We start from the raw sequence: 22,529 nt of genomic DNA, 5'->3' as shown, positions 1-22,529 counted from the left end.
TTGCAACGTATTATAGGAAACTACAAAGTACTCATGGTAAAGAAGAAATTGATCTATGGTTTATTTGGAGCGCTGTTATTGCTGAGCATTCCTTCCATAGTGTACATTGCTCAAACCTCCGGACAAGCCGACATTGCTCACCACGGTGTTTATCACCTGACCCAGAATCTTGCTGAACGTGCACTCGATATTCATTATGAAAATGTGGTCGAAGTAGTCTTCAGGATGGTTCATTCAATGATGGCTCTGTAACCAGGTCTTTTACGGCATACCCGTTTAGAAAAGTCCTGATGTCCATTACCCGCTTTCCTTCCATTTGTATGGTCTTGACACGCACAGCGCCACCTCGGGTAGCGATTTCCAGGAAATTGCGCTGATTGGTCCTGATTTGCCCTGGTAATAGATTGGAATCCAAAGACACGGGTTCTGCAAAATAGATTTTTACGACTTTTCCGTCTATGGTGGTCCATGCTCCCGGAACAGGTGACATACCACGAATAAAATTATAAACCTCTTTGGCAGGTCGGTTGAAATCGATCTCTGCGTCTTGTGTAAACAGTTTAGGTGCCTGGGAAGCAGCCCGGTCATCCTGCGGATAAAGGTGGTATTTCCCTCTGCAGATGGTTTGAACTGTTTCCAGCACAACCTCGGCTCCAACTGTTTTCATCCGGTTGTACAGCGTACCGGTGGTATCTTCAACACCGATAGGCACTTTCCGCTGGAGCAAAATACTGCCTGTATCGATTTCATGTTGCAATTTGAATGAAGTAAGTCCAGTTTCCCTTTCACCGTGAATGACAGCCCAATGGATGGGTGCCGCACCCCGGTATCGTGGCAATAATGAGCCATGCAGGTTGAATGTTCCCAGCGGTGGAAGATTCCACACCGACTCGGGTAACATCCGAAATGCAACCACAATCTGGATGTCGGGTTTGAGGGTTTCAAGCTCCCGCAAAAATTTGGGACTTTTTAAACTTTTAGGCTGTAAAACAGGCAGGTGGTGTTCCTGTGCATATATTTTTACCGGAGAAGCAATGACTTGGTTCTTACCCCGGCCACCCAATTTGTCCGTTGCAGTAACAACACCGGCAATCTGATAACCTTGCTCATGAAGGAGTCTCAGCGATGGCACTGCGAAGTCGGGTGTTCCCATAAATACGATACGTAGTGCGGAAGGTTTGATCGGGTCCATGTTCTTGATTTGATAATGTACATCAAACAGACTATCAGCGTCCTGATAAAATGGTTGAGTAGGACAAAGCTTTAGTTGACCTGGCGAATATACAGGTCCAAATTCACTTCCATTTCATCATGAACTACGATCATTCCGAGGAAAGGCCGGGGAGGAATGATCTTGAAGTCAGTCATTTTCAGGTCCAGGATTCCTTTGAACTGCAAGTTCCGGTCATCGATCCGTTTGGCATCAATGGTCGTCCAGTAGGCATTTTCATTGCCATTGAGCTTGAGTTTCAATTGCGCCTTGATGGTTTGCCAGGCTCCCTGGATCAAGCCCACACCGGTTCCGTTTGCGACCAGAAGGGATACGGTGATGGAAGGATATTTATCTGCGTTTAACGTAGACTGCAGATCCTTATTCATCATCCGGTTGCCGCAATCCAGGTTCTTGATATCAATGACGAGATTCGTATTGCTGAAATCAACCCGGTTGTCACCTTTTACCAGGCTGGGTTTGAGTACAGGCCATTCTTCCTGGCAGGAACAGGTAAAATTATTTACGGTGCTGGATCCTTTCAGGACTACTGTGCTTTTATCTTCAAGTACATACTGCTGTGCATAGCCGGTCAGGTTAACTTTTATCAGAAAGACAACTAGTAACAGGAACCTGCCCATGGATGTGTTGTTAAAATATTTCTTCCTGCGGATCATTTTGCACATAACAATTTACAAGAAACCAAAATTCATTAAAACCCTTGAATACTTTCCTAAGTATGAGGCAGGATAAAATGAAAAGAGGCCCTATTTTTCAATAGAACCTCTTTACATTATCTAAAGACTGCACCAAAAGTCATGGAAGCAAGGGGTTAGAAACCTACAGCTGCTTCAATCATGAAACCATTGAACTGTCCTTTGTAGAAGATATTATCAGTAGGCCAATCAACGTATTTCTGATTGACTATTTCAGCTTTCAGAAGCAGATTTTTAGTTGGATACCATCCAGCGACCAATTCCATACGGTTTACGCTTTGGTCTCCGGAAATTCTTGCATTCAATTGTCCTTTTACGGTATTGTAACGTGCACCCACATATACTTGCTCGTGAGGCAGGAAGCGGTAAATACCTTCAACAGCTACCTGGGTGGCTTTACGTTTTACGAATTCACCTTCTGATTTCGGGTCACTGCTGGCGTAGCCTTTTGCTTGTTCCAAGGTTGCAAAAACTTCAAGACCTGAAATTTTTACAAATGGAGCAATTTGAACAGCCGTTACGTTGGTAGAAAATCCAGGGTTAATCCTGCCGGAGAAGGCATTATCCGTAGCGTTTGCACTTGACAAGGTGGTTGCTCCACGAGGTACAAACTGCGCTGCTTCCATAACCAGGTAGAAACGGGAACCGGTACGGTCACCACCATACAGTGTGTTACGACCTGATTCTTTGTTGGCATATACGGAACCGGAGATCCGGAAGCGCATGTTGTCGGAAATTTGCTTATCGTAAGCCAATTTGGCATAAACCGAAGGCTTCTTGGTAGTACCGGCTGCGATATCGCCACCGATCAATCCACTACTCAGTCCCACCATTGCGGTAATGTCTTTGGTTGGGAAAGCGTAGACTTCACCACCTATTTCAGTTGCAAAAGCATCCATGATGTAGTTGCCTACGAAGGTGTTCCAGGCTGCATTACCACCATCCGTGCGGCGGAAGTGCTGGTCACCATAGTTGACTTCAAAGTGGCCAATTTTGGCACGGAAATATTTGGTAAACCATTCCGGGTTTCCGAACATCGGCAGTTTGTCCACTTGGATGTAACCGCCTTTTACCCAAAATTCCTGGTGGTGGCGGGCTGACATGTAACCTTCTACGGCTACCCGAATACCATCATCCAATTGTGCATCGATGTACATGTTGGCTTCGGCCAGGTTAAAGCCTTTACCAAGTGAATACAGTTGATTTGGGTTGTATTCTACTCCTCCAACTGTTTTTGTAACTGCAGTTGCTTCGTTGCTGTGCTCCAGGCCCTGGTATTGTTGAGCAAATGCTCCACCAATACGTACTTTCAAACCTTCAAATGGAACGGTGTCTGCCTTACCAGGTTCGAAAATGTTCAGTCCTTGTTGACCGTAAGGTCTCCAAAAGTTTACTTTTTGGGCATTCAGCATCATCCCGAAAGGCAATAACAAAGCCAGTGAGAGGACTAGGGATCTGAGTGAATTATTCGCTTTCATAGCTGAGGATTTTGAATTTTTTGTTAATTGGTGCAAATAGGTGGCTTATTTCAAAGCCATGTTTTTATCGAATGCGTAGTTTATGTTGTACTTGATCGTAAGTTCGTCGCCGGTCTTCAGGGTACCCAGCATGACGGTAGGTGGTTCAACTTTATAGTCTGTCATTTTCATCGCGTGCGAACCCGTAAAGGTAATCACACCGTTTGCATTTACAGTTGCCTTGACATTCATCCGGATGGTCTTGGTTACTCCATGTAGCGTCAGATCTCCTACCGTGGCTAATTCCCAACCATTTCCGGAAGGTGTGATCTTTTCTACATTTTTAAGCTTGTAGCTGATGGTAGGGTAGTGTTCGGTGTCGATGGCTTTCCAGGTGTTTTTATCCATGATGCTGCCATGTTCACTAATCAGGTCAGTGGCTTTGCAGGACCAGGTAAAACTGGTGATACCCGATAGTACATTTTGATCATCGATATTCAGTTGAGCTTTACCGCTCATAACTTTAACCGTGGATGTCCAGTCGTGTAATGTGGAGGTTCCCAGTACTTCCAGATCCCCTGATGTAAGCATATACGGTTTCTGGGCGATGGAGAACGAAATCGCTAGTGAGAGAATGATTAGAGTGAGGCTGATGCGTTTCATGTTCTTTAGATTTTGTACCACAAATTTAGAAGCCGGAAAATCCCCAAATGATGATGATCGTCAATGCCCCGGTGTGACCTTCATCACACTACTGGCTGATCTGGCTTAAAAACAATTGTCGACCGGCACGTTTTCCAACCGGGTGGTCATTGGCATATATTTTGCAAAAATATTCCTATTTCGAAGTAAAAACCACCTGTCCAGGTGTATAGGCAAATTATATATGGTTACCTGTAATTAATACAATTTCACGGAACGATCCCGATGGAGGTCGGTAATGTTCGGTATGGCTGATGCACCAAAATGACGAGGCAAATGAAATATTGTTCATTTTTTTCATGGGATCAATTAAAAATTGATTTGATGGACACTATAAATGCCTTATATTAACAGATACTAATTGTTTTGATTGGATAAAATACCCCGGTTATGTACAAAGCTTTACGATTTCTCTTCGTTATAGGCACCCTGGTTTTGACCGGCTGCACCAAAGAGAACCCGGCACCTGTGTCCTCACTTGACAAAGAATCCAAAGCCAAAGCATTCTTTGAGACCTCCGTCAGCCATCCGGTATTGTTTACTGTTCTGAATGTACCGGAAAACAAGAGTGATGCCACGGGATGGATTATCAGTAATGAAGGGGATATCAGGAGCTTTACCATGCCTATCAACCAGCTTGACTTCCAATCGAACGTAGTCGCTTTGGATTATCTCGTGCGGATTATGGGCTCAGCAACCGTAAACAAAGAGATCTCCTTTGCCGATATTTTACCTCACTATCAAGCCAACAAGAATTCAGCTTATGGTACCGTAACGCCATCTCCGGATGAAATTAAATCCAGTACGACTTATTATTTCGGTTACACCGGCTACGACAAACAAATTGAAAGTCAGACGACCTGTGGAAGCGGACATCCAAGTTTATCTACCGGACCGACACCCAATTATTACTACCAGGTAACACTGGAAATGTCAGGTCTTCATAATGCCATCAATGAAAATCCGGGAGCACGAAGCACCGTCAGTTGGTTAAAATCGTTAGCAATAACCGGATCGGACGACCTGGGAAACTAATCTTGGTATTCCAGAAGCAAAGAGCTTTATTTGTTTCCCCGAATAAAGCTCTTTTTTTTGCCTGTCTGAAGAATAAATCATGGAGGATCCAATAACACCTGTATCTACCAGGCAATTTCACATCGATCAGAAGCAATACATGAAATTACTTCTGATACAAAAATACCGGAAAAGCACCTGGTGGCTGTGGCCCCTCCTGCTATTGATTGTAATAAATATGGTCTCTGGTTTTGCCAGGGTAGGCATTGTTCTCCTCATGGGCTTGATTTTTTATTTGATCTACATCTACCAGGAATACCGGCATTATGTCCAGAGCCGGAAAAATCAGGCATTGTTTGCCCCACAGTCTTTTGAATTTTATCCTCAATCGCTTTTTCAAACGACCCAATTGGGTAAGGTTGAAGTTCCTTATACATCCATAACCAGGATAGAAAAGCGGTCTGATCACATCAAATTACACCTAACCGACAAAACCTGGTTTTTTATTCCGGCCGGAGCGATCAAACGTAAAGAAGACCTGTTGAAAATTCTGGAATACATCGAATGACCCCAATCAGGTATCACTTCAGTTTAATGACCTTGCTCAAGTGGTGAATCCCATCGATCCGGACATCCAGCACGTAAGTCCCTTCCGGAAAGGTGAGATCATTCCATTCAATGACCGGCCCCACCAGGTCCTTCACCTGGAATAAATTTACTACCCTGGATTGTAAATCATATAATACCAGTTGGATGTCCTGGACATTGTTCGTGGGCAGTTCAATTTTCAAATTATGTTCAAATGGATTTGGATAGATTTTGATTCCAGCAATCGAGGCATCCTTACGGGCGCTGGTATTACCATGGACCGTTATGGTAAATGAACAACGACTGGTATTACCTGCAGCGTCCGCCGCTATATAAGAAATAGAACTTGTTCCTTCCGGAAACAAACTCCCGCTTGCTAACCCGGAAATATGGGCTACTATATCCAATTCACAGTTATCGGATGCAACCGGAGCGTTGTACTGCACTTCCGGATTATCGGTTTCAATGGACTCCGGGCAGACCAATACTGGTGCGGAGGTATCCACGATTGTTAATTGAACGGTTTTTTGGCTGGAATTACCGGCATCATCGATGGCGTTGACTGTTACGGAAACTGGTTCTTGCGCGCAGGATAGGGGAGTCGGAATGTCAACCCACAGACTATCCAGACTACAATTATCCATCACGGAACTGACCACATCATTTACCGAAAAAGTAGAGTTGCCTTCCGGGCCGGGATATACGGTAAGATCATGAACCATGAGGGTTGGCGGTATCGTATCCTGATCAGTCAATACAATGGCCGAGGTTGTCAAACAATTGTTTGCATCCGTTATGGTTAACCCATAAGTCCCGGGATGCAGGTTATTTATTGTTGGTGTGGTACTTCCGGTAGACCACTTATAAATGTAAGGCGGTGTGCCACCACTCACCAGTAGGGTGGCTGATCCATCAGTGGCATTGACACAGGAGGGATTGGTTATGGAAATGGTTGATTGTAATGCTTCAGGTTCAGTGATGATCACAGGTATGGTTATCATGCTCCCGTCATTGTCTGTAACCGTGGCCTGGTAATCTCCCGCACTAAGGTTCTCCATGTTTGAGCTACTATTACCATTGGACCATTGGTACGAATAAGGAGGGTTTCCTCCGCTGGCAACCAGGGATACCGAACCATTGGATCCTCCCTTACAACTGACATCTGTTTGATTTTGAATTCCGGCAGTTAAGGGTTGAAGGAGTGGCGTTATAGAGAATACAGCAGAACCGGAAACCGGATGATCACCATTGTCCCGGTTATTTCCATTGGTAATATTGGCAGCATAATAAATAGTAATGGAATTACTTCCGGGATTCGGAGGAGCCTGCCAGTTAAAGGTCCAGGTCACGGAATCACTTTGAAATTGTTTGGCGCCCCGGTGACCTATATATTCCCTTCCCGTACTGGTCGATGTGCCAACGTCTGCACTGGTCGAAATGAAATCCCCGGCATTCAGATTGGTACTTGTGTAAACGGATACGGCTTCAAACCCACCCAGAACAGGGACACCGGTCGTGCTTTTTACCCGCAGCCTCACCTGATAGAGTTGACCAGGTGCTACTTCTTGTGGTAATCCGGAAATGGAAACCGTTCCATTCAAAGCCGAGCTGGAACTATGGCAATCAGTACAAAAACCGTTAAAAGGTGCATTTGTACTTCCATTAGGCGGTGCAGCAGCGTAATTGGTAAATAACACATAGACCACCAGAATTGCACCGGATACCACCAGGCTGTTTGATCGTGTCAACATAGTGTGCGTTTTTCAAGGTTTAGCAAAGAAACCATTCACCGATCAAACGTCACATTAAAGGTTGTTGAGCCAGGGGATTTTCCGCCCGAACCAGGAATCAGGATTCATGTACAAATTTGCTGGAATTTTATGCTCTGGCACATTTTAAAATCACTCGAAGGCTGCGAAAAAACGGTTATTATCAATGTAATGGTCGATACCACCAGCCGCAAGCCGGATGAGATCGATCAGTGGGAGGATTCCAAATAAACCACCGAAAGTAAAAAAGTACGCAAGGATCAAAACCCAGCTTCCTCCCAGATACACCCGGTGAATGCCCAAACACCCCAGAAATAACGCCAGGAGCACGGCCACTATAATTTGATTTTCACCGCCACGTTCCACCATTTTCGAAATCCAGGCGCGACGGCGTTCCTCACGCTGTTCCCGCCGAACATTTTTTTTGGACATCGGCTGCGATCGAGCCTGATCAACTGCAATGGCGTCCGCTGCAGGAACAGGGGTCCGGTGAATGGCGAAGCCGGGTTGCGAGACCAGCAATCCCACCATGAAGAGTGTGTATTTAATCATTTGTTTCATGATGCATCATTTTCTATGACGATACATCATTTCCTGGCATACCCCTATGCTCTTTGGATTACAACAATTCAGACTGAGAACTTATCCGGCAATGCAGCGATAATATTTTTACCTCCAACTCAGTGGACGGAGCGCGCCTCTCATACGTTTATAATGAAAGGCCATTGTTATCCGCTAAACGACTACATGGAATGTACTTATAAGGCATCAACTGTTTTTGCAGAAGGTGCCTTTTTCTTTTAAGATGCCACATCCGGATCAGCTCGTGATCGCTAGTTCAGTTTCATAAACTTCTCTGTCCAGGCTCCATTTGCATTGAAGATCTGCAACAAATAAATCCCCTGGATGAGGTCCGCAGCCGGAATTGCATTGATCCCTTCCTGCACAAAACCTTGTTTCAGCTTTTTGCCAGTGACATCTGTGATGGTATAAGACTGGTTGCCAGACCCGGGAACCTTGACATAGAGCACAGTGCCCACCGGATTGGGAAATACCCGGATGGAATAAGGAGCAAGAGCCGGTTGCTGAGCTGATGTCTGCTGTGTCACCGTATTATTGGCCGATATCAACCAGTGATCCGGATCGAATTCCAAGCCGGTGACCGCAAAACTTACGGGGATCGTAAACTCCTGACCGGAGTGATCATGTTGCAGGATAATCAGCGTATCATGACCGTCTCCAAATATGTGGATGGGTAATGGCATATCAAAAAAATCAACGGTAGTTGATGAGGTAGATTGTGCCACTGTGAGTTGTAATTGGTCGTCTGTCTGCTCCCAGGAAATGTGGTAGGAGGGAAAGCCTTCTCCATAATACCATTCCTGAAAAAAATTGCTCAGATCCTGTCCGCTGGATGCCTGCAGATGCTGTTTTAGATTCTCTGTGCGTGCGAAGCCATAAGCTAATTGAGGGTCGTTCAGATAGGACCGGATACCTGCGAAAAATGCTTCATCACCGAGCTTCCATCGCAGCATATGGAGCAAGAGGGCTCCTTTATTGTAAGTCAGTCGGCTGTCAAATATGCGATTAACAGAGGATGTATCCGACACAAATACCGATCCACCGGGAGTGCTGGTGACAGAGGCAATCTTGCCGGTAAGCCATTGCTGCCAGTCCTGATTGCCAAGGCCGTGTTCGTAGCATAGTCCTTCACAATAGGTGGCAAATCCTTCATTCAACCAGATGTCCTGCCAGGTTCCGCAGGTCACTTTATCACCAAACCACTGATGTGCCAACTCATGGGAGATCAGCAGGAAGGAAAAATTGTAAGCGAAAGTCATGGTCTGATGTTCCATACCCCCTCCCCAGCCAAATTGAGCATGTCCGTATTTCTCCTTGGCGAAAGGGTAGAGGCCAAATAATTCATTGTACAGCTGCATCACCGGGATAACCTGGTTGGTCTGATTGATGGCTGCATCGAGGTTTTCAGGATAGACATAATTCAGCACCTCGATGTCCGCTTGCCCCGGGACGGGTACATAATCAGAATAAGCCGCATAATCGGTGATACCCAGTGCAACAAGATAGGAAGCGATGGGGTAGTGGGTCTGCCAGTGGTGGCGGGTCATGCTGTCTGACACCGGAATCTCATTGATTAATACTCCGTTACTGGCTACCCGGTAAGCATTTGGCGTCGTAACCAGGATGTCCATACTATCGATCTTATCACTCAGGTCCTGTTTGCACGGCCACCAACTGCTGGCGCCATACGGCTCGGATAATGTCCAGATGATCGGTGTACCCTGATGATTACTTTGTACCCAGTAACCAAACCCACCACCGGTTGGTACTCCGTGATAGCTGATGGAAATGCTGTCGGACTGACCGGATGCTATTACCTTCGGCAATCCAATCTCCAGGATCTGTGACTCGAGCTGAACAAAGTCACTTTGGGTAAGTCCATGATATACGATCGAATCAATCGTCAACCCGGAATTAAAGTCAAAATCTAACCGGTCCAGCGCATCGAGTGCCGTAAAGTAGGTTGTAACGGTACCTTGTATAAAATTCACAGCAGGATCTATGGCCCAGTCCATACGCTCGTAGTGGATGTCGAAGTTGGATCCGGTCTCACGGGTTTCCAGGGTTTGAATTAGTTGTTGGCGTGATGCCGATTTCATCTCAGCATGCTGAAGATCTGTAGCAGGATCAAGCTGGGTGAAGGCTGGAATGGTGGCTAATACGATAGAAACCAGCAACAGCAAAGGCCTTAAATGTGTGTTCATACCAGGATCAGTTATGGATTAGAAATCCGTAAAATGATTGCAAAGTTCAACAACCGGGATGAATTTAGGGCTTTATTAACGGAAGTAATGCCGATCCAAATTTTCTGTACCCATCCGCATTCGGATGCAGCCCATCGGAAAACAGGGATTCATCGATCTTGTGATCTGGTTGCAAGAACACGGAGCCGACATCTCCAAAACGGATATCGTGGTCGCCGGCCAACCGGGCAATGCACAGATTCAGCTCTACGATCCGTGCTTCGTAATCCCGGCGGGGGAGGAGTCCCATCAAAAGAATTTCTGCCCCTGGCTGCCGGTACCGTATTGCATCGATCAACAGGCTCAGTCCGGTAAGAATCTCATCATCCGTATTCAAATGCAGATTATTGGTTCCGATCATCACAATGACTTTCCCGGCATCAAAGCCATCCAGTTCACCGTGGTAAACGCGCCACAAAACATTCTCAATCCGGTCCCATCCATAAGCAAGATTACGTAATCCCATGGGCGTGAAGTTATTGGACCAGCTGGCTTCCTCCCGTACAATAGGGGCTTTGGGCTCACCGCCCCAGAAATGAACGATGGAGTTGGCCAGGATGACCATTTTAGGAGGAGTGGTGGCATTCATGGCCAGGATCTCCCGGTGGCGCATTTCCCAGTCGTAATTGCCTGGTTCCCGCCGTTGCGTACAAGGTTGGGTGGTGGAAACGGCTCCGACAGGTTCGTGTAAAATGGTTCGCAACGCCTTTTCAAAACCCTCAGCGTAGTGCTCCATGCCCAGGTCGCTGGGATGGGTGCCGTCGACCATATCATCCATTTCGATCCCGATCTGGTCTTTCACCAGGTAATATAAGCTGGATATGCCTTCTGCTTTGAGAGCCTGATAGGCTTGTAGCTGGATCCGGTTGACCCGCTCGTAGGAATGGCGACGTCTTTGGTCAAGGCTGCCGTCGGTATAGCCGTCATGATCAACGAGCAAAATGGGCGTCTCCGGGTGAACTTCTTTAAGCCTATGGATAGCATGCAGAATTCTTCGGGTCAATTCATCATCCGGGTAGGTGGTCGAATCGGTGAGATTTGGCAGGCAATCGATCAGGTAAATCTTTGCTTTGATCTCCGTGAGTAATTCAATGATTTCCGGCTCCAGACGACCATTGCCCGAGAAGGCCAGGTTGATCAGGGGATGATCCATCTTGCGCGCCAGGATATTCGTCCAGCCCATGCCAGGACGGGATGCGACGCCACCCTGAGCAATGGACGTTCCGTAAACTACGATGGGCAGTTCCGGGCGCACCGGTAGCGGTTCAAAATAATCCTCGGGATCAACTCCAATTTCGAGCCAGGTGACATGGTTGTAGAGCGGTAGATACATCCGGTATTCACGACCGAGCTCATGGTACCTGTCATTGGCCGTCATACCGGAGAAACGATACACGATGGTGTCTTTAAACTGGCGACTGCCTCTGCACCAGTGCCAGTTGCCGTCGCTGTCAATGGCGTATAAGTCCAGGCCGCTGACTCCGGTAGCAGGCATGTGGGGCATTTCCAGATTACCATCCACCTGATACCGCACGATGATGGATGAGGCGTTGGATCGGAAACGAATGGATAATCCTGCCGTGTGATGCGACAGATTCCAAACGGGTTCACGGACATCTGCCTGTGCACGTGCCGGCAAACGGTCGTATGGCGATACGGATTCGGACGGCCAGGCAACGCCTTCAATGAACTGTTGGTTGGTTTGTGCCGGATTCCACCAGCTGACTTGTGCCGAAATGTAAGTCGTCCAGATCAGAATGAATGAAATGGAAATCGTCCGCCTTAATGAAAAGCCCATCATCAATTTGTTTTGGTTCGGAATTTAATAAATATTCATGGACATGGGGGACATACGGAAAGACAACACCAGGTTCAGAATATCATCCAGGATCCATTCCCTCAACTTCTACTTAACATAATATTAATTATAGGAAATAAGATGAGATTTTAACCCGGGACCCCACGTGGCCGGTTCATACCAGATTTCAACATAATAAAAGCTGTATACAGGATCACCACCATGACGACCCAGCGTAGTGCATGCAGCGGCAGCGACTTGACGACCAGTGCGGCTAACAAAACAGCACCGATGGCCGGTATGGCCATACCGACGGCTGCCTTGCGGTTGTAAGCGCCCGCCTTAATGAACCGCACCGAAGCTGGCGGCATCAGAAATGCACAGGAACCCATCATCACCGGAAACGCGACCAGCGGTGACATACCCAAGGCATAGACCAACGCCATACATGGCGCATACAAACCAATACCGGCGGTCATCAGTGCCCCCAGGATAAAATTTCCTGCCACCGCAACAGCGAGTTTTCCTGGAGTCAGTCCCAGGGCATCACCGCCGCCCGTGATCCAGTTCAACTGACCAGCTAACATAAATAATACGGTAACCAGCAAGGCAATTCCCATGGTCAACCGAATCTGACGTTCTGTCCATCTTGCGATCATTCCTGCCCCAAATACTGCACCGGCCATAGCGGCCAGGATCATGGCAATCAGTGTCAATGGTTCCACTTCCACAATACCGATGAACAAAAACGCCTGTAACAACACTGCCAAGGTATTTGCTACATTCAGCGTGCCCGGTAACACACGATCTTTGGTCTGACCGAAAAATTTCAATAACGCAGTCTGCGGAGCAAAGGCACCTATGCCGAGGACATCAAAAAAATTGACCACAAACCCGATAATGCCGGTCTTCAACCAGCTGCTTTCGGGTTCCAGTTGGTCCCGGTGCCGATAATAATCTCTAAACAGGACGAATCCAAACCACAGTGTAAGGAATCCTAATGCAATCCAAATCGTAGTGATCATTATTGTTATTCCACTTATGAGATCTCTCCACTCGCCTTTGGCTCGGTCGAGATGACAATTGCATAATAAACACGTTACTGGCCTTCACTTTTAACATACTTTATAGGCATGCTGCCTGCGCTCAGCTTCATTGGCTTCGAGACGTGCTTCGATTTCCTTGGCGGATTTGGTGATGGCCAGTCCGCCCAATCCGGTACAACGCAGCGTATTGGGTAATGCATCACCAACCCGCTTCATGGTTTCGATCACCTCATCCAGCGGAATCAGATGCTGGTAATCCGACAACGCCATGTTGGCACTGGATAAGGCATTCGACGCAGCCAATACATTACGGTTCAGACAAGGCGCTTCCACGCGGTCGGCGATGGTATCACAGATCATACCCAGAGACGATTGCAGCGCCATGGATGCAGCTCCCAGGGCTTGATTCAACGTTCCATTTTTCAAGGTAACAATACCTGCAGCAGCCATTCCGGACCCTGAACCGCACTCTGCCATGCAACCACCCACTTCAGCTGCAAAAGTCGCATGTGCTGCAATGAATACACCGATCAGTCCGGCTGCCAGCATCGCTTTAACGGTAGCGTCTTCCGGGAAATCAAATGCATCCGAAATTCCCAGAATGGCTCCCGGCAATGCACCGCACGAACCCGCGGTTGGTGCTGCTACAATGATACCCATGGAGCTTTTCACTTCCATCATGGCCGATACATACAGGATTATGCGGTTCAGCACATCATCCTTTACCAGCTGATTCGTTGACATCCGCTTAGACAATTCCAGAGACTGCGGCCCCAGGATGCGATCCGCGTACGTCGTTCCCTTCAGACCTTCTTTTATGGAATTGCCCATGATACCGACGATGTCCTTCATTTTCAGAAAAACCTCCTCTTTGGAAATGTTACCACGCAAACTTTCATATTCCAGAGCAAGTTGCCACAGATCCAGCGCTTTGCCACGATTGTATTCCAGCATTTCCGCACAGGTGATAAAAGGCACCTGAAGTTCCTTACGGGATAGAACTGGCAAAACAGGCTGCAATTCCTTTACATAATATATATCATCAAATGCTTTAATTAAATCCTGTATTTCATTGGATATCTTAATATTATGCTTTATCTCTATAAACGTATTCAGTCCTGAATGGATCTGAATAAAATCAAAAACAAGTGATTTCTTAAGATATTTCTCCAGCCTCTCAGCAGCGCTTTTTGAGGATACATAGATGAGTGTCTCAAAATAATCCCCGTACATGGACACTGCGGCGCCATCGATTTCAATCACCTCGATCATGCCTCCGCCGGTTGATAAGGCGGTCAGCCAATGCGTTTCCTGATCATTGGTCAACGTAATCTTGTAGGTATTGGGATGTGTCGCTCCAATCGGATGGATGTCAATTTTGATCTGAATGCCTGCTTCATCAGTGGCTTCCTGGTAAGCAGGCAGACGCTCATCATAAGCTTCCCATCCGAGGAATCCTCCAAAAAGTCCCATATCCGAGCCCTGGCCTTTATGCGTTGTAGCCAGGGATCCGTTCGGGTCAAATTCGATATAAACTTCCCGGATATCGCCATCCATCAGGTCGCGGCAAAGACGACCAATCCGTAAGGAAGCTGCGCAATGTGAGCTTGACGGTCCGCGCATCACCGGCCCGATCACGTCGTTGAAAATGCTGGGATAACTGGCCATAACTTAAGCGATTTAAGAAATGTGTCGTTGCAGAACAAACCCGGTTCTTTTCAAATTTAGAAGGATTGACGGACATCTGGAACTTTTAAGCTGGATATACACTCAATCGCTGAGGATCTCTATGTACCTTGTTTGCAGAGAATTGCCTTCACAGCATTGAACCAATGGTTATGAGCGAACAAAAATTCTTTAAATGGCTCCTTATATTTTGGGCCGGCATTCTCCCGTGTACCGGACAGCAACCACCCTCAACGCTGGTGCAGTCATTTGAGGCTTATCAAAAAATGAAATCTGAAAGCCCTTATCGTCTGGATTGGGTTTCGATTGGGCCAATGGTGAATTCTGCACGAGCGGATGTAGTCATGGTCGATCCCTCCGCACCAGGCACCATGTATGTTGGTTATGGATCAGGAGGGTTATGGAAAACCACGAACAATGGCCTGGACTGGCATCCGGTATTTGAAAACCAGGCCGCATTGGGTATCGGTGATGCAGCCCTGGCCCCCTCCAACCCGGATATTATCTATGTGGGAACCGGCGAACACCTTAAGAAACCAAGGAACTTCACACTACCCGGCACCGGCATGTATCGATCGGATGATGCCGGAAAGACATGGGAGTACATCGGCCTGGAGGACTCCTGGTCAATTGCTGAGATTGCGGTTCATCCCACCAATCCGGATATCGTTCTGGTATGCGTTCTGGGTCACTTGTGGACCCCCAACAGACATCGTGGCGTGTACCGGACCATCAATGGCGGTAGAACCTGGGAGCACGTATTGTACGTCAACGATCGTACCGGTGCGAACGATGTGGTCATCTCCCCTACTGACCCGGACCGGATCTATGCCTCTTTATGGGAAGTCTATCCGGGCATCAGCGGCACCGGAAGTGGCATCTACACCAGTAAAGATGGAGGATCTACATGGTCACGATGTGTCAACGGAATCCCGGTCAACGAACATATTGGCAGGATCGGCCTGGCGGTATCGCAGCAGAACCCGGATAAAGTTTATGCTTTTATGGATAACCTGAATAATCCCAGGGATGACGCTGCCGAATTGTACCGTTCAACCGATGGAGGCGAACACTGGCAGCGGACCCATGAACAACCCTTCAAGCTATTTCCGGGAATAGGATGGTATTTCACCGATGTTTATGTCAATCCACAAAATGACGATGACGTCTATTGCCTGGGGGTCCGGCTGGCCCGAAGTCAGGATGGAGGCAAGACGTTTTCTTTCCTGGGCGGACACATTCAGCACATGAACCCCAGTGCAGCCCAGGGATTGCATTTGGATCAGTGTGAACTCTGGATCAACCCGGAAAACCCAAGCCATCTTGCACTGGGAAATGATGGAGGATTTTATGTGAGTTACGATGCAGGCGAATCCTGGACACATTTTAACAATTTGCCTGTCGGCGAGTTTTACGACCTGACCATAGACCAGAAACGATCTGTCATCTATGGCGGCACGCAGGACGATGCAACCGTGTATGGACCACCTCAAGAGATCAAAACCCATTTTCCGGATCCCTGGAAATACATCTGGATTGATCCCTGGGATGGTGGTGACGGTTGTATAAGTCAGGTTGACCCGAAAGATTCCTGTATCGTCTATTATAGCCAGCAGCATGGAGAAGCCATCCGGTACGATCGTTGCGCTGATTCCACAAAACGCATTAAACCATCACTTCCGGAATCCATACAGGACACCTTGAATTTCAATTATATAACCCCCTATTTTATTTCCCCTCATCAGGCAAACACACTCTACCATGGCGGGAATTATGTATTTAAGAGTCTGGACCGGGGCAATAGCTGGCAGGTAATCAGTGGCAATCTGGCAAAATCAATTAACACTGCCAAAAGGTCTTTTGCCCTGGGTGCGCTGGTGGAGTCACCCGTTCATCCCGGCTGGCTTTACGCAGGGACCGACAAAGGGGGCTTTTGGTTCACTCAGGATGACGGCCTTACCTGGACCGAACGGTCTGCAGGATTGGCCAACCGTTATATCCGCAGCATCTGCCCTTCCAGATTTGAAACCAACCGGGTTTATTTGGCTATGACCGGTATCAATGACGACGATCTTGACTGCTATCTCTACCGGTCGGAAGATCTTGGTACTCATTGGCTGCCCATAAGTGATGGTCTTCCACGGGAGCCGGTTAATGTACTGCTTGAAGACCCGCATTATCCGGATCTCCTGTATGCCGGGACAGCTCGTGGAGTCTTTATTTCACAGGACAGAGGTGAACATTGGGATCTATTCGGTCAAAATATGCCTTCAACTGCTGTCGCGGACCTGGAAATATTGGACAAGACATCCGAACTGATTGCGGCTACCCATGGAAGAGGGATGTACAAACTCGGTTTAAGTCCCATTTATGAAATGCTTGAACATAAGCTGGATCCGGCAAAAAACTGGCTATTCCCCATCGCTCCCACTCCACGCCCCTGGTTTAATGCTCTTGGAGGCGAAGTCGATCAACGCACCACCCTTAAATTGGACATATCCTTTTGGCTCCTTGCAGCGCAACCGGTTACCCTGGAAGCTGTGGATGACAAGGATCAAACAGTGTGGGAGAAAAAGCTTGAGGGATCCCATGGCTTCAATCAATATCGATGGGACCTGGTGATGCGAGAAGTAACGAGCAACCTCCCCTACTTTATCCATTACCGTGAATATCTCGGTGCTGGAAAGTATCGTATGATATTGGTCCAGGGAAATCAGGTTATCGGGGAGCAACCATTTACGATTACCAAACCGGAATCGCCCTATAGGACAAGAGATTGAGGACCAATCGGTTGCTTTGTTATAAATGATCTTTCCAAACGCTGTAAATTCAAGAGGCAATCGGCTTCGTTCCACCCCGGAGGATTATTGTATCCCGGTTCAGCCAGTTTTGAATGGTATTGTAAATGACAGCCCTTTTATGAATGGCATCAAGTGAATCCAGGATCTGCACTTCAACGATTGGCACTTTTGCAGTTGCATTCTGACAAAAATCCCTGACATTATTACATCTGCAGGCATGTGCAGGTTGTGGCAAAGCAATAAGTAAAAGGAGAATCTTTACGCAGTGCAAGACATGCCGTTTGAAAAAGACACGGTAGAAGGTGAGCATCTGAATCCTGTTTCCAATAGTAAAACGTTCTAGGTGAACGATTTTGACTTTTCTTCTGTTTTTTTGTGATTGTTACCGGTCAAGTTTCTCTGTAATCAGTGGGAACTCATGGCTGAATGGTTCCTGAAATCATAACTCCAATATTTTCGGTACTGCTTCAATGTCACAGACAATAACCATCATCTAATAAAATATCCTATCTTTGCACCATCTAACTGAGAAGATTGTATTTGCAATCTGTTTGACCTCCTACTCATCCGGTATTTCTCCTACATTTTTCCTGATAGATAAAATCGACCTGATTACCACAAAAGGGTATCCGTTTGAGGATCATCCAGTTGTTGGCAATCCGGGTATTGTATCAATTAAATAAGAATTAATGAAATTTTCAGATCTGAAACTATCCAAACCCTTACTGCAGGCCCTGACTAAAAAAGGCTACTCCACTCCGACTCCGATTCAACAACAAGCTATACCAAGGATCCTTGCAGGCAAGGACCTCTTTGGCTGTGCACAAACCGGTACTGGTAAGACGGCAGCCTTTGCATTACCCATTTTGCAGTTATTGGCGCAGGGAGCAGTAAATAATCCCCGTAAAATTCGGGCCTTAATATTAGCCCCTACGCGTGAATTAGCCTTACAGATCCACGATAACATCAACCAGTACGCCAGCAATCTGCCTGTCCGTCACGCTGTTGCTTATGGCGGTGTATCCCAGCATGCTCAGGTCCAGCAATTAAAGAAAGGACTTGATTTACTGGTCGCTACGCCTGGCCGGCTTCTTGACCTGCAGCAACAGGGATTTTTATCATTGCATCAAGTGGAATTTTTTGTCCTTGATGAAGCAGATAAAATGCTTGACATGGGTTTCATTCGTGATATCCGTAAGATTATAGCCACCCTGCCAGTCCGTCGACAGTCGCTGTTTTTTTCCGCGACAACCACAAAAGAAATTAAAGCACTGGCTGGAACCATCCTCTACAATCCGGAAACCATTGCAGTCACACCGGTATCAAGCACTACAGAGCTGATCAAGCAGTTTCTTTATTATGTGCCGCGTGAGAACAAACGGGGATTACTGGAATATGTGTTAAAGAACAGTAATGTAACTCAGGCTCTGGTATTTACGCGAACCAAACGGGGAGCCGACAAAGTAGCGCGCACGTTGAGTTCACGTGGATGGCGTGCGGAATCGATTCATGGCAACAAATCACAAGGTGCGCGGGTCCGTGCACTGGATGGATTCAAGAAAAAAAGCATTGATGTCCTGGTAGCTACGGATATTGCAGCCCGGGGTATCGATGTAGAAAATTTGTCTCATGTGATCAATTACGAACTTCCCGAGGTGGCTGAAACCTATGTTCATCGCATCGGTCGTACCGGTCGTGCTGGTGCCCAGGGCATTGCACTCTCCTTTTGTACCGAAGACGAGACGGATTATCTGGAAGGTATCCATCAACTGACAAAGATCCCGATGGAGGTGATTTCACACCATCCTTTCTCATTTTAAGCAAAACATTGATAGTTACCTGAAAACAGGTAACTATCAATGGCGTAATATTGATCAGCTGCAACTTTTTTAAGCCGTTTCACGTATAGATGTTATTAAACATGTGTGAAATAGGTCATAGAAGTGGTAGATGCCAGTTTCTTTTGACTATTTTGATGCACCATCCGGGTTGCTTCGGTGATTTAGGATAAAGAAGAGCCAATAAGAAATACAAATTTATGCTGAGACCTGTAGTAAAATTTGTCCACCCGGATGAAGCTTCCAAGCGTTTTTTACCGCTTTTGAGACGACGGGTTGACCAATATTTCAAAGAAAATCACCTGTCAAAACATTGGAATGCAACCCTGGTTGCCAAGACCATAATCCTCCTTACCGCATATCTTCTCCCTTTTATTCTACTCCTGACTTTAAAACCAGGATGGCCCGTGGAATTACTCCTCTGGTCTATTATGGGTGCTGCCATGGCTGGTGTAGGAATGAGTGTCATGCATGATGCCAACCATGGAGCTTATTCAAGCAACAGCAAGGTCAATTTTTGGCTGGGGCATACACTCATTTTATTGGGTGGGTCCGTATTGAACTGGAAATTGCAGCATAATGTACTTCATCATACCTATACGAACATAGTTCATATGGATGATGACATCGGTGACAAGGTGATCCTGCGTTTTTCACCGCATACTGAAGTCAATTGGTACCACCGGATGCAGGCAGTTTACGCCTTTTTCTTTTATGCTCTGTCTACCATTTACTGGGCGTCAGCTAAAGATTTTATACAGTTTAACCGGTACAGAAAAGAAGGTGTTAACAAACAAAATCCAAAAGCAGCCCGCTATAGTCTGATCAAACTGATCTTCGCCAAGCTTTTTTACTACAGCATATTCCTGATCATTCCATTGACAGTATTCCACATGCCCTGGCTTCCCTATGTGTCCGGATTCCTCCTCATGCATGCCCTGGCCGGGCTGATTTTATCGGTTATTTTTCAATTGGCACATTCCGTGAATGAAACCACCCATCCCCTGCCGAATGACGAAGGCCAGATTGAAAACAGCTGGGCCATACATCAGCTTAATACGACATCCGATTTCTGCCGGCATAACAAATGGCTTTCCTGGTATATTGGCGGGTTGAATTTTCAGATCGAACATCACCTGTTTCCCAGCATCAGCCATGTACATTACCCTGCCCTTTCAGTCATTGTAAAACGGACTGCCGAAGAGTATGGGATTCCTTATCTCGAGCATAAGACCTTCAGGCAGGCATTGCGATCACACATTGAGGCCCTGCAACGATTCGGAGTTGACAAAAATCCGATCGACTGATCCCTGATATAATCTAAGGCTTCTTTCAGGTAATTACTGATTGTAAAAGAACTGTTCTTTTACAATCTTCCCATCCTTCACTTCATAGACACAGATTTCATCCATATTGGTAGGACCAGGAGCGCCTTTGAACGTGACATTCATCTTCCAGGGAATGGCAAAGTAGTCACCTCCGATAACCGGATCCCCGATTTCAGAACCATTCACTTTCTCGACCATTTTATTCCATTCCTCGCTTTTCTTTTTTAAAGCTTCAAATCCCTGGACCCTCTGCATGGGAGACCCTTCAGGTTCGAGGCTGATGATATCCGGCGAATACAATTCCTGATAGCAGGTTGCAAAGTCACCTGTACGGCATAATTCCACCAACCGGTTGGCAATTTGTTCGATTTTCATATTGGAGGTTTTGATTGGTTAAGATTACTGATTTACCAGTGGCAAAGTACCATCCATTATAAAACGTGGTTCAGATCAGAAAAGTTGGAAAATGATTGACACGGCTGTGTTAAGAGTTGTTTACCGGTTCAGTTGTCACTTGCCAATGATGAAATATGATTACATTAATCATTCATTGCAATACGATCAGACATGAAGAACAGCAACCGGCAAAAGCCTCGTCGTGATTTTATCAAAAATTCGATAGCAGCTATGGCTCTGACATCAACCGGTATCCCCTTAGGCTGGGCAGACCGGCCGGTAAAATTGGAGAAGATACCACCCGGAACACCCAGGGTGCCTGATCAGCCCATACGGTTTTCAGTCATTGGAATGAATCACGGACACATTTATGGTCAGGTCGGAGCTATGCAGCGGGCAGGTGGTATTCTGGTGGCCTATCATGCCACCGAGCCCGAGATCATGCAGGAGTTTAGGAAGCGGTACCCGGACGCCAAACCGGCCCGAAGTGCTGATGAGATCTATGAAGATACCAGCATCCAGCTGATCCTAAGCGCTGCAATTCCCATTGATCGGGCTGACATCGGGATTAAAGCCATGGAACACGGCAAGGATTTCATGTCGGACAAACCTGGTATCATAACGCTGGAAAAACTGGAGGAAGTCAAAAAAGTACAAAAGGATACCGGCCGGATCTTTTCAATTCTCTACAGCGAGCGCATGGAAAACAAGGCCTCGGTGAGAGCTGCAGAACTCATTAAAGCCGGAGCCATTGGCCGCGTAATTCAAACCGTCAATCTTGCACCCCACCGGATGAATATACCCTCAAGGCCTGACTGGTTCTTTGATACCAAATATTATGGCGGTATCATAACCGATATCGGATCCCACCAGATCGATCAGTTCCTTTATTACACCGGATCCACAAGAGCTATTATTGCCGGAGCTCAAACAGGGAATGTCCACTACCCTCAGTATCCCGAATTCGAGGACTTCGGTGATGCCATCTTACGCGGAAATGGCGGGATGGGGTATATCCGGGTGGACTGGTTTACGCCGGACGGTCTGGACACCTGGGGTGACGGTCGCCTGACCATCCTCGGTACCGAAGGCTTTATGGAATTAAGAAAGTACACGGATCTTGCCGGACGGACCGGAGGTAACCATCTCTTTCTGGTCGATAACAAGGAAACGAGATACATCGATTGTTCCGATCAATACCTGCCTTTTGGTGAGCAGTTTACCCACGATATCCTTTACCGGACTGAAACCGCTATGACTCAGGACCACTGCTTTCTGGCCACAGAAGTCACGCTTCAGGCCCAGGCCCAGGCCCAGCGGGTTAAAATGGAGTTGTGAAGGGAGGTAGCAGAAGT

The 22,529-nt window shown here is 46.9% G+C and carries 18 protein-coding genes; 7 read left to right on the top strand and 11 right to left on the bottom strand.

The annotated features are described in order from the left end of the window. The first annotated feature begins 33 nt into the window (after positions 1 to 33). A complete protein-coding gene (locus H6570_08705) occupies positions 34 to 252 on the top strand; it encodes a hypothetical protein (GenBank protein MCB9319348.1) in 219 nt (72 codons plus the stop codon). On the opposite strand, the gene H6570_08700 is transcribed toward H6570_08705, so the two are convergent. From H6570_08700 to H6570_08685, 4 genes are all read right to left on the bottom strand, one after another. Further along, positions 221 to 1,153 (bottom strand): methionyl-tRNA formyltransferase, encoded by a 933-nt coding sequence (locus H6570_08700; GenBank protein MCB9319347.1) that lies wholly within the window; start codon positions 1,151 to 1,153, stop codon positions 221 to 223. The genes H6570_08705 and H6570_08700 overlap by 32 nt on opposite strands. A gap of 110 nt (positions 1,154 to 1,263) precedes the next feature. Beyond that, positions 1,264 to 1,887, bottom strand: coding sequence for a YceI family protein (locus tag H6570_08695; protein MCB9319346.1), 624 nt, complete (start codon positions 1,885 to 1,887; stop codon positions 1,264 to 1,266). Between the two features lie 155 nt (positions 1,888 to 2,042). Continuing rightward, positions 2,043 to 3,404: a hypothetical protein gene (locus H6570_08690; protein ID MCB9319345.1), complete on the bottom strand. Its 1,362-nt coding sequence runs from the start codon at positions 3,402 to 3,404 to the stop codon at positions 2,043 to 2,045. Between the two features lie 45 nt (positions 3,405 to 3,449). After that, positions 3,450 to 4,046 (bottom strand): YceI family protein, encoded by a 597-nt coding sequence (locus tag H6570_08685; GenBank protein ID MCB9319344.1) that lies wholly within the window; start codon positions 4,044 to 4,046, stop codon positions 3,450 to 3,452. A gap of 429 nt (positions 4,047 to 4,475) precedes the next feature. Here H6570_08685 and H6570_08680 point away from each other — a divergent pair, with 429 nt between their 5' ends. Continuing rightward, positions 4,476 to 5,120, top strand: a complete 645-nt coding sequence (locus H6570_08680; protein MCB9319343.1) for a hypothetical protein — start codon at positions 4,476 to 4,478, stop codon at positions 5,118 to 5,120. A 79-nt stretch (positions 5,121 to 5,199) separates the two neighbouring features. Further along, a complete protein-coding gene (locus tag H6570_08675) occupies positions 5,200 to 5,667 on the top strand; it encodes a hypothetical protein (protein ID MCB9319342.1) in 468 nt (155 codons plus the stop codon). Between the two features lie 13 nt (positions 5,668 to 5,680). Here H6570_08675 and H6570_08670 read toward each other — a convergent pair whose 3' ends face one another. From H6570_08670 to H6570_08645, 6 genes are all read right to left on the bottom strand, one after another. Next, positions 5,681 to 7,438 carry an HYR domain-containing protein gene (locus tag H6570_08670; GenBank protein MCB9319341.1) on the bottom strand — a complete coding sequence of 586 codons (1,758 nt, stop codon included), beginning with the start codon at positions 7,436 to 7,438 and terminating at the stop codon, positions 5,681 to 5,683. Between the two features lie 150 nt (positions 7,439 to 7,588). Continuing rightward, positions 7,589 to 7,888: a TM2 domain-containing protein gene (locus H6570_08665; GenBank protein MCB9319340.1), complete on the bottom strand. Its 300-nt coding sequence runs from the start codon at positions 7,886 to 7,888 to the stop codon at positions 7,589 to 7,591. A gap of 401 nt (positions 7,889 to 8,289) precedes the next feature. Then, a complete protein-coding gene (locus tag H6570_08660) occupies positions 8,290 to 10,242 on the bottom strand; it encodes a T9SS type A sorting domain-containing protein (GenBank protein ID MCB9319339.1) in 1,953 nt (650 codons plus the stop codon). Between the two features lie 64 nt (positions 10,243 to 10,306). After that, positions 10,307 to 12,082 carry an SGNH/GDSL hydrolase family protein gene (locus tag H6570_08655; GenBank protein ID MCB9319338.1) on the bottom strand — a complete coding sequence of 592 codons (1,776 nt, stop codon included), beginning with the start codon at positions 12,080 to 12,082 and terminating at the stop codon, positions 10,307 to 10,309. A 146-nt stretch (positions 12,083 to 12,228) separates the two neighbouring features. Beyond that, positions 12,229 to 13,104 carry a sulfite exporter TauE/SafE family protein gene (locus tag H6570_08650; GenBank protein MCB9319337.1) on the bottom strand — a complete coding sequence of 292 codons (876 nt, stop codon included), beginning with the start codon at positions 13,102 to 13,104 and terminating at the stop codon, positions 12,229 to 12,231. 90 nt (positions 13,105 to 13,194) lie between these two features. Then, a complete protein-coding gene (locus H6570_08645) occupies positions 13,195 to 14,793 on the bottom strand; it encodes an L-serine ammonia-lyase, iron-sulfur-dependent, subunit alpha (protein MCB9319336.1) in 1,599 nt (532 codons plus the stop codon). Between the two features lie 170 nt (positions 14,794 to 14,963). Between H6570_08645 and H6570_08640 the strand changes: the two genes are divergently transcribed. From H6570_08640 to H6570_08630, 3 genes are all read left to right on the top strand, one after another. Beyond that, positions 14,964 to 17,591, top strand: coding sequence for a hypothetical protein (locus H6570_08640; GenBank protein ID MCB9319335.1), 2,628 nt, complete (start codon positions 14,964 to 14,966; stop codon positions 17,589 to 17,591). Positions 17,592 to 18,301: 710 nt separating this feature from the next. Next, complete coding sequence (locus H6570_08635) at positions 18,302 to 19,432, top strand: DEAD/DEAH box helicase (GenBank protein ID MCB9319334.1); 1,131 nt, start codon at positions 18,302 to 18,304, stop codon at positions 19,430 to 19,432. Positions 19,433 to 19,650: 218 nt separating this feature from the next. Beyond that, on the top strand, positions 19,651 to 20,757 hold the full coding sequence (locus tag H6570_08630) for an acyl-CoA desaturase (GenBank protein MCB9319333.1): 1,107 nt from the start codon (positions 19,651 to 19,653) through the stop codon (positions 20,755 to 20,757). A 33-nt stretch (positions 20,758 to 20,790) separates the two neighbouring features. Here H6570_08630 and H6570_08625 read toward each other — a convergent pair whose 3' ends face one another. Next, entirely contained in the window at positions 20,791 to 21,153 is a 363-nt protein-coding gene (locus H6570_08625; GenBank protein MCB9319332.1) for a nuclear transport factor 2 family protein, read from the bottom strand. 192 nt (positions 21,154 to 21,345) lie between these two features. Between H6570_08625 and H6570_08620 the strand changes: the two genes are divergently transcribed. Then, positions 21,346 to 22,512, top strand: a complete 1,167-nt coding sequence (locus tag H6570_08620) for a Gfo/Idh/MocA family oxidoreductase (GenBank protein ID MCB9319331.1) — start codon at positions 21,346 to 21,348, stop codon at positions 22,510 to 22,512. The last annotated feature ends 17 nt before the right edge of the window (positions 22,513 to 22,529 follow it).

This window comes from Lewinellaceae bacterium (assembly GCA_020636135.1).
GTDB lineage: Bacteria > Bacteroidota > Bacteroidia > Chitinophagales > Saprospiraceae > JAGQXC01.
This window is presented reverse-complemented; position numbering and strand designations above follow the sequence as displayed.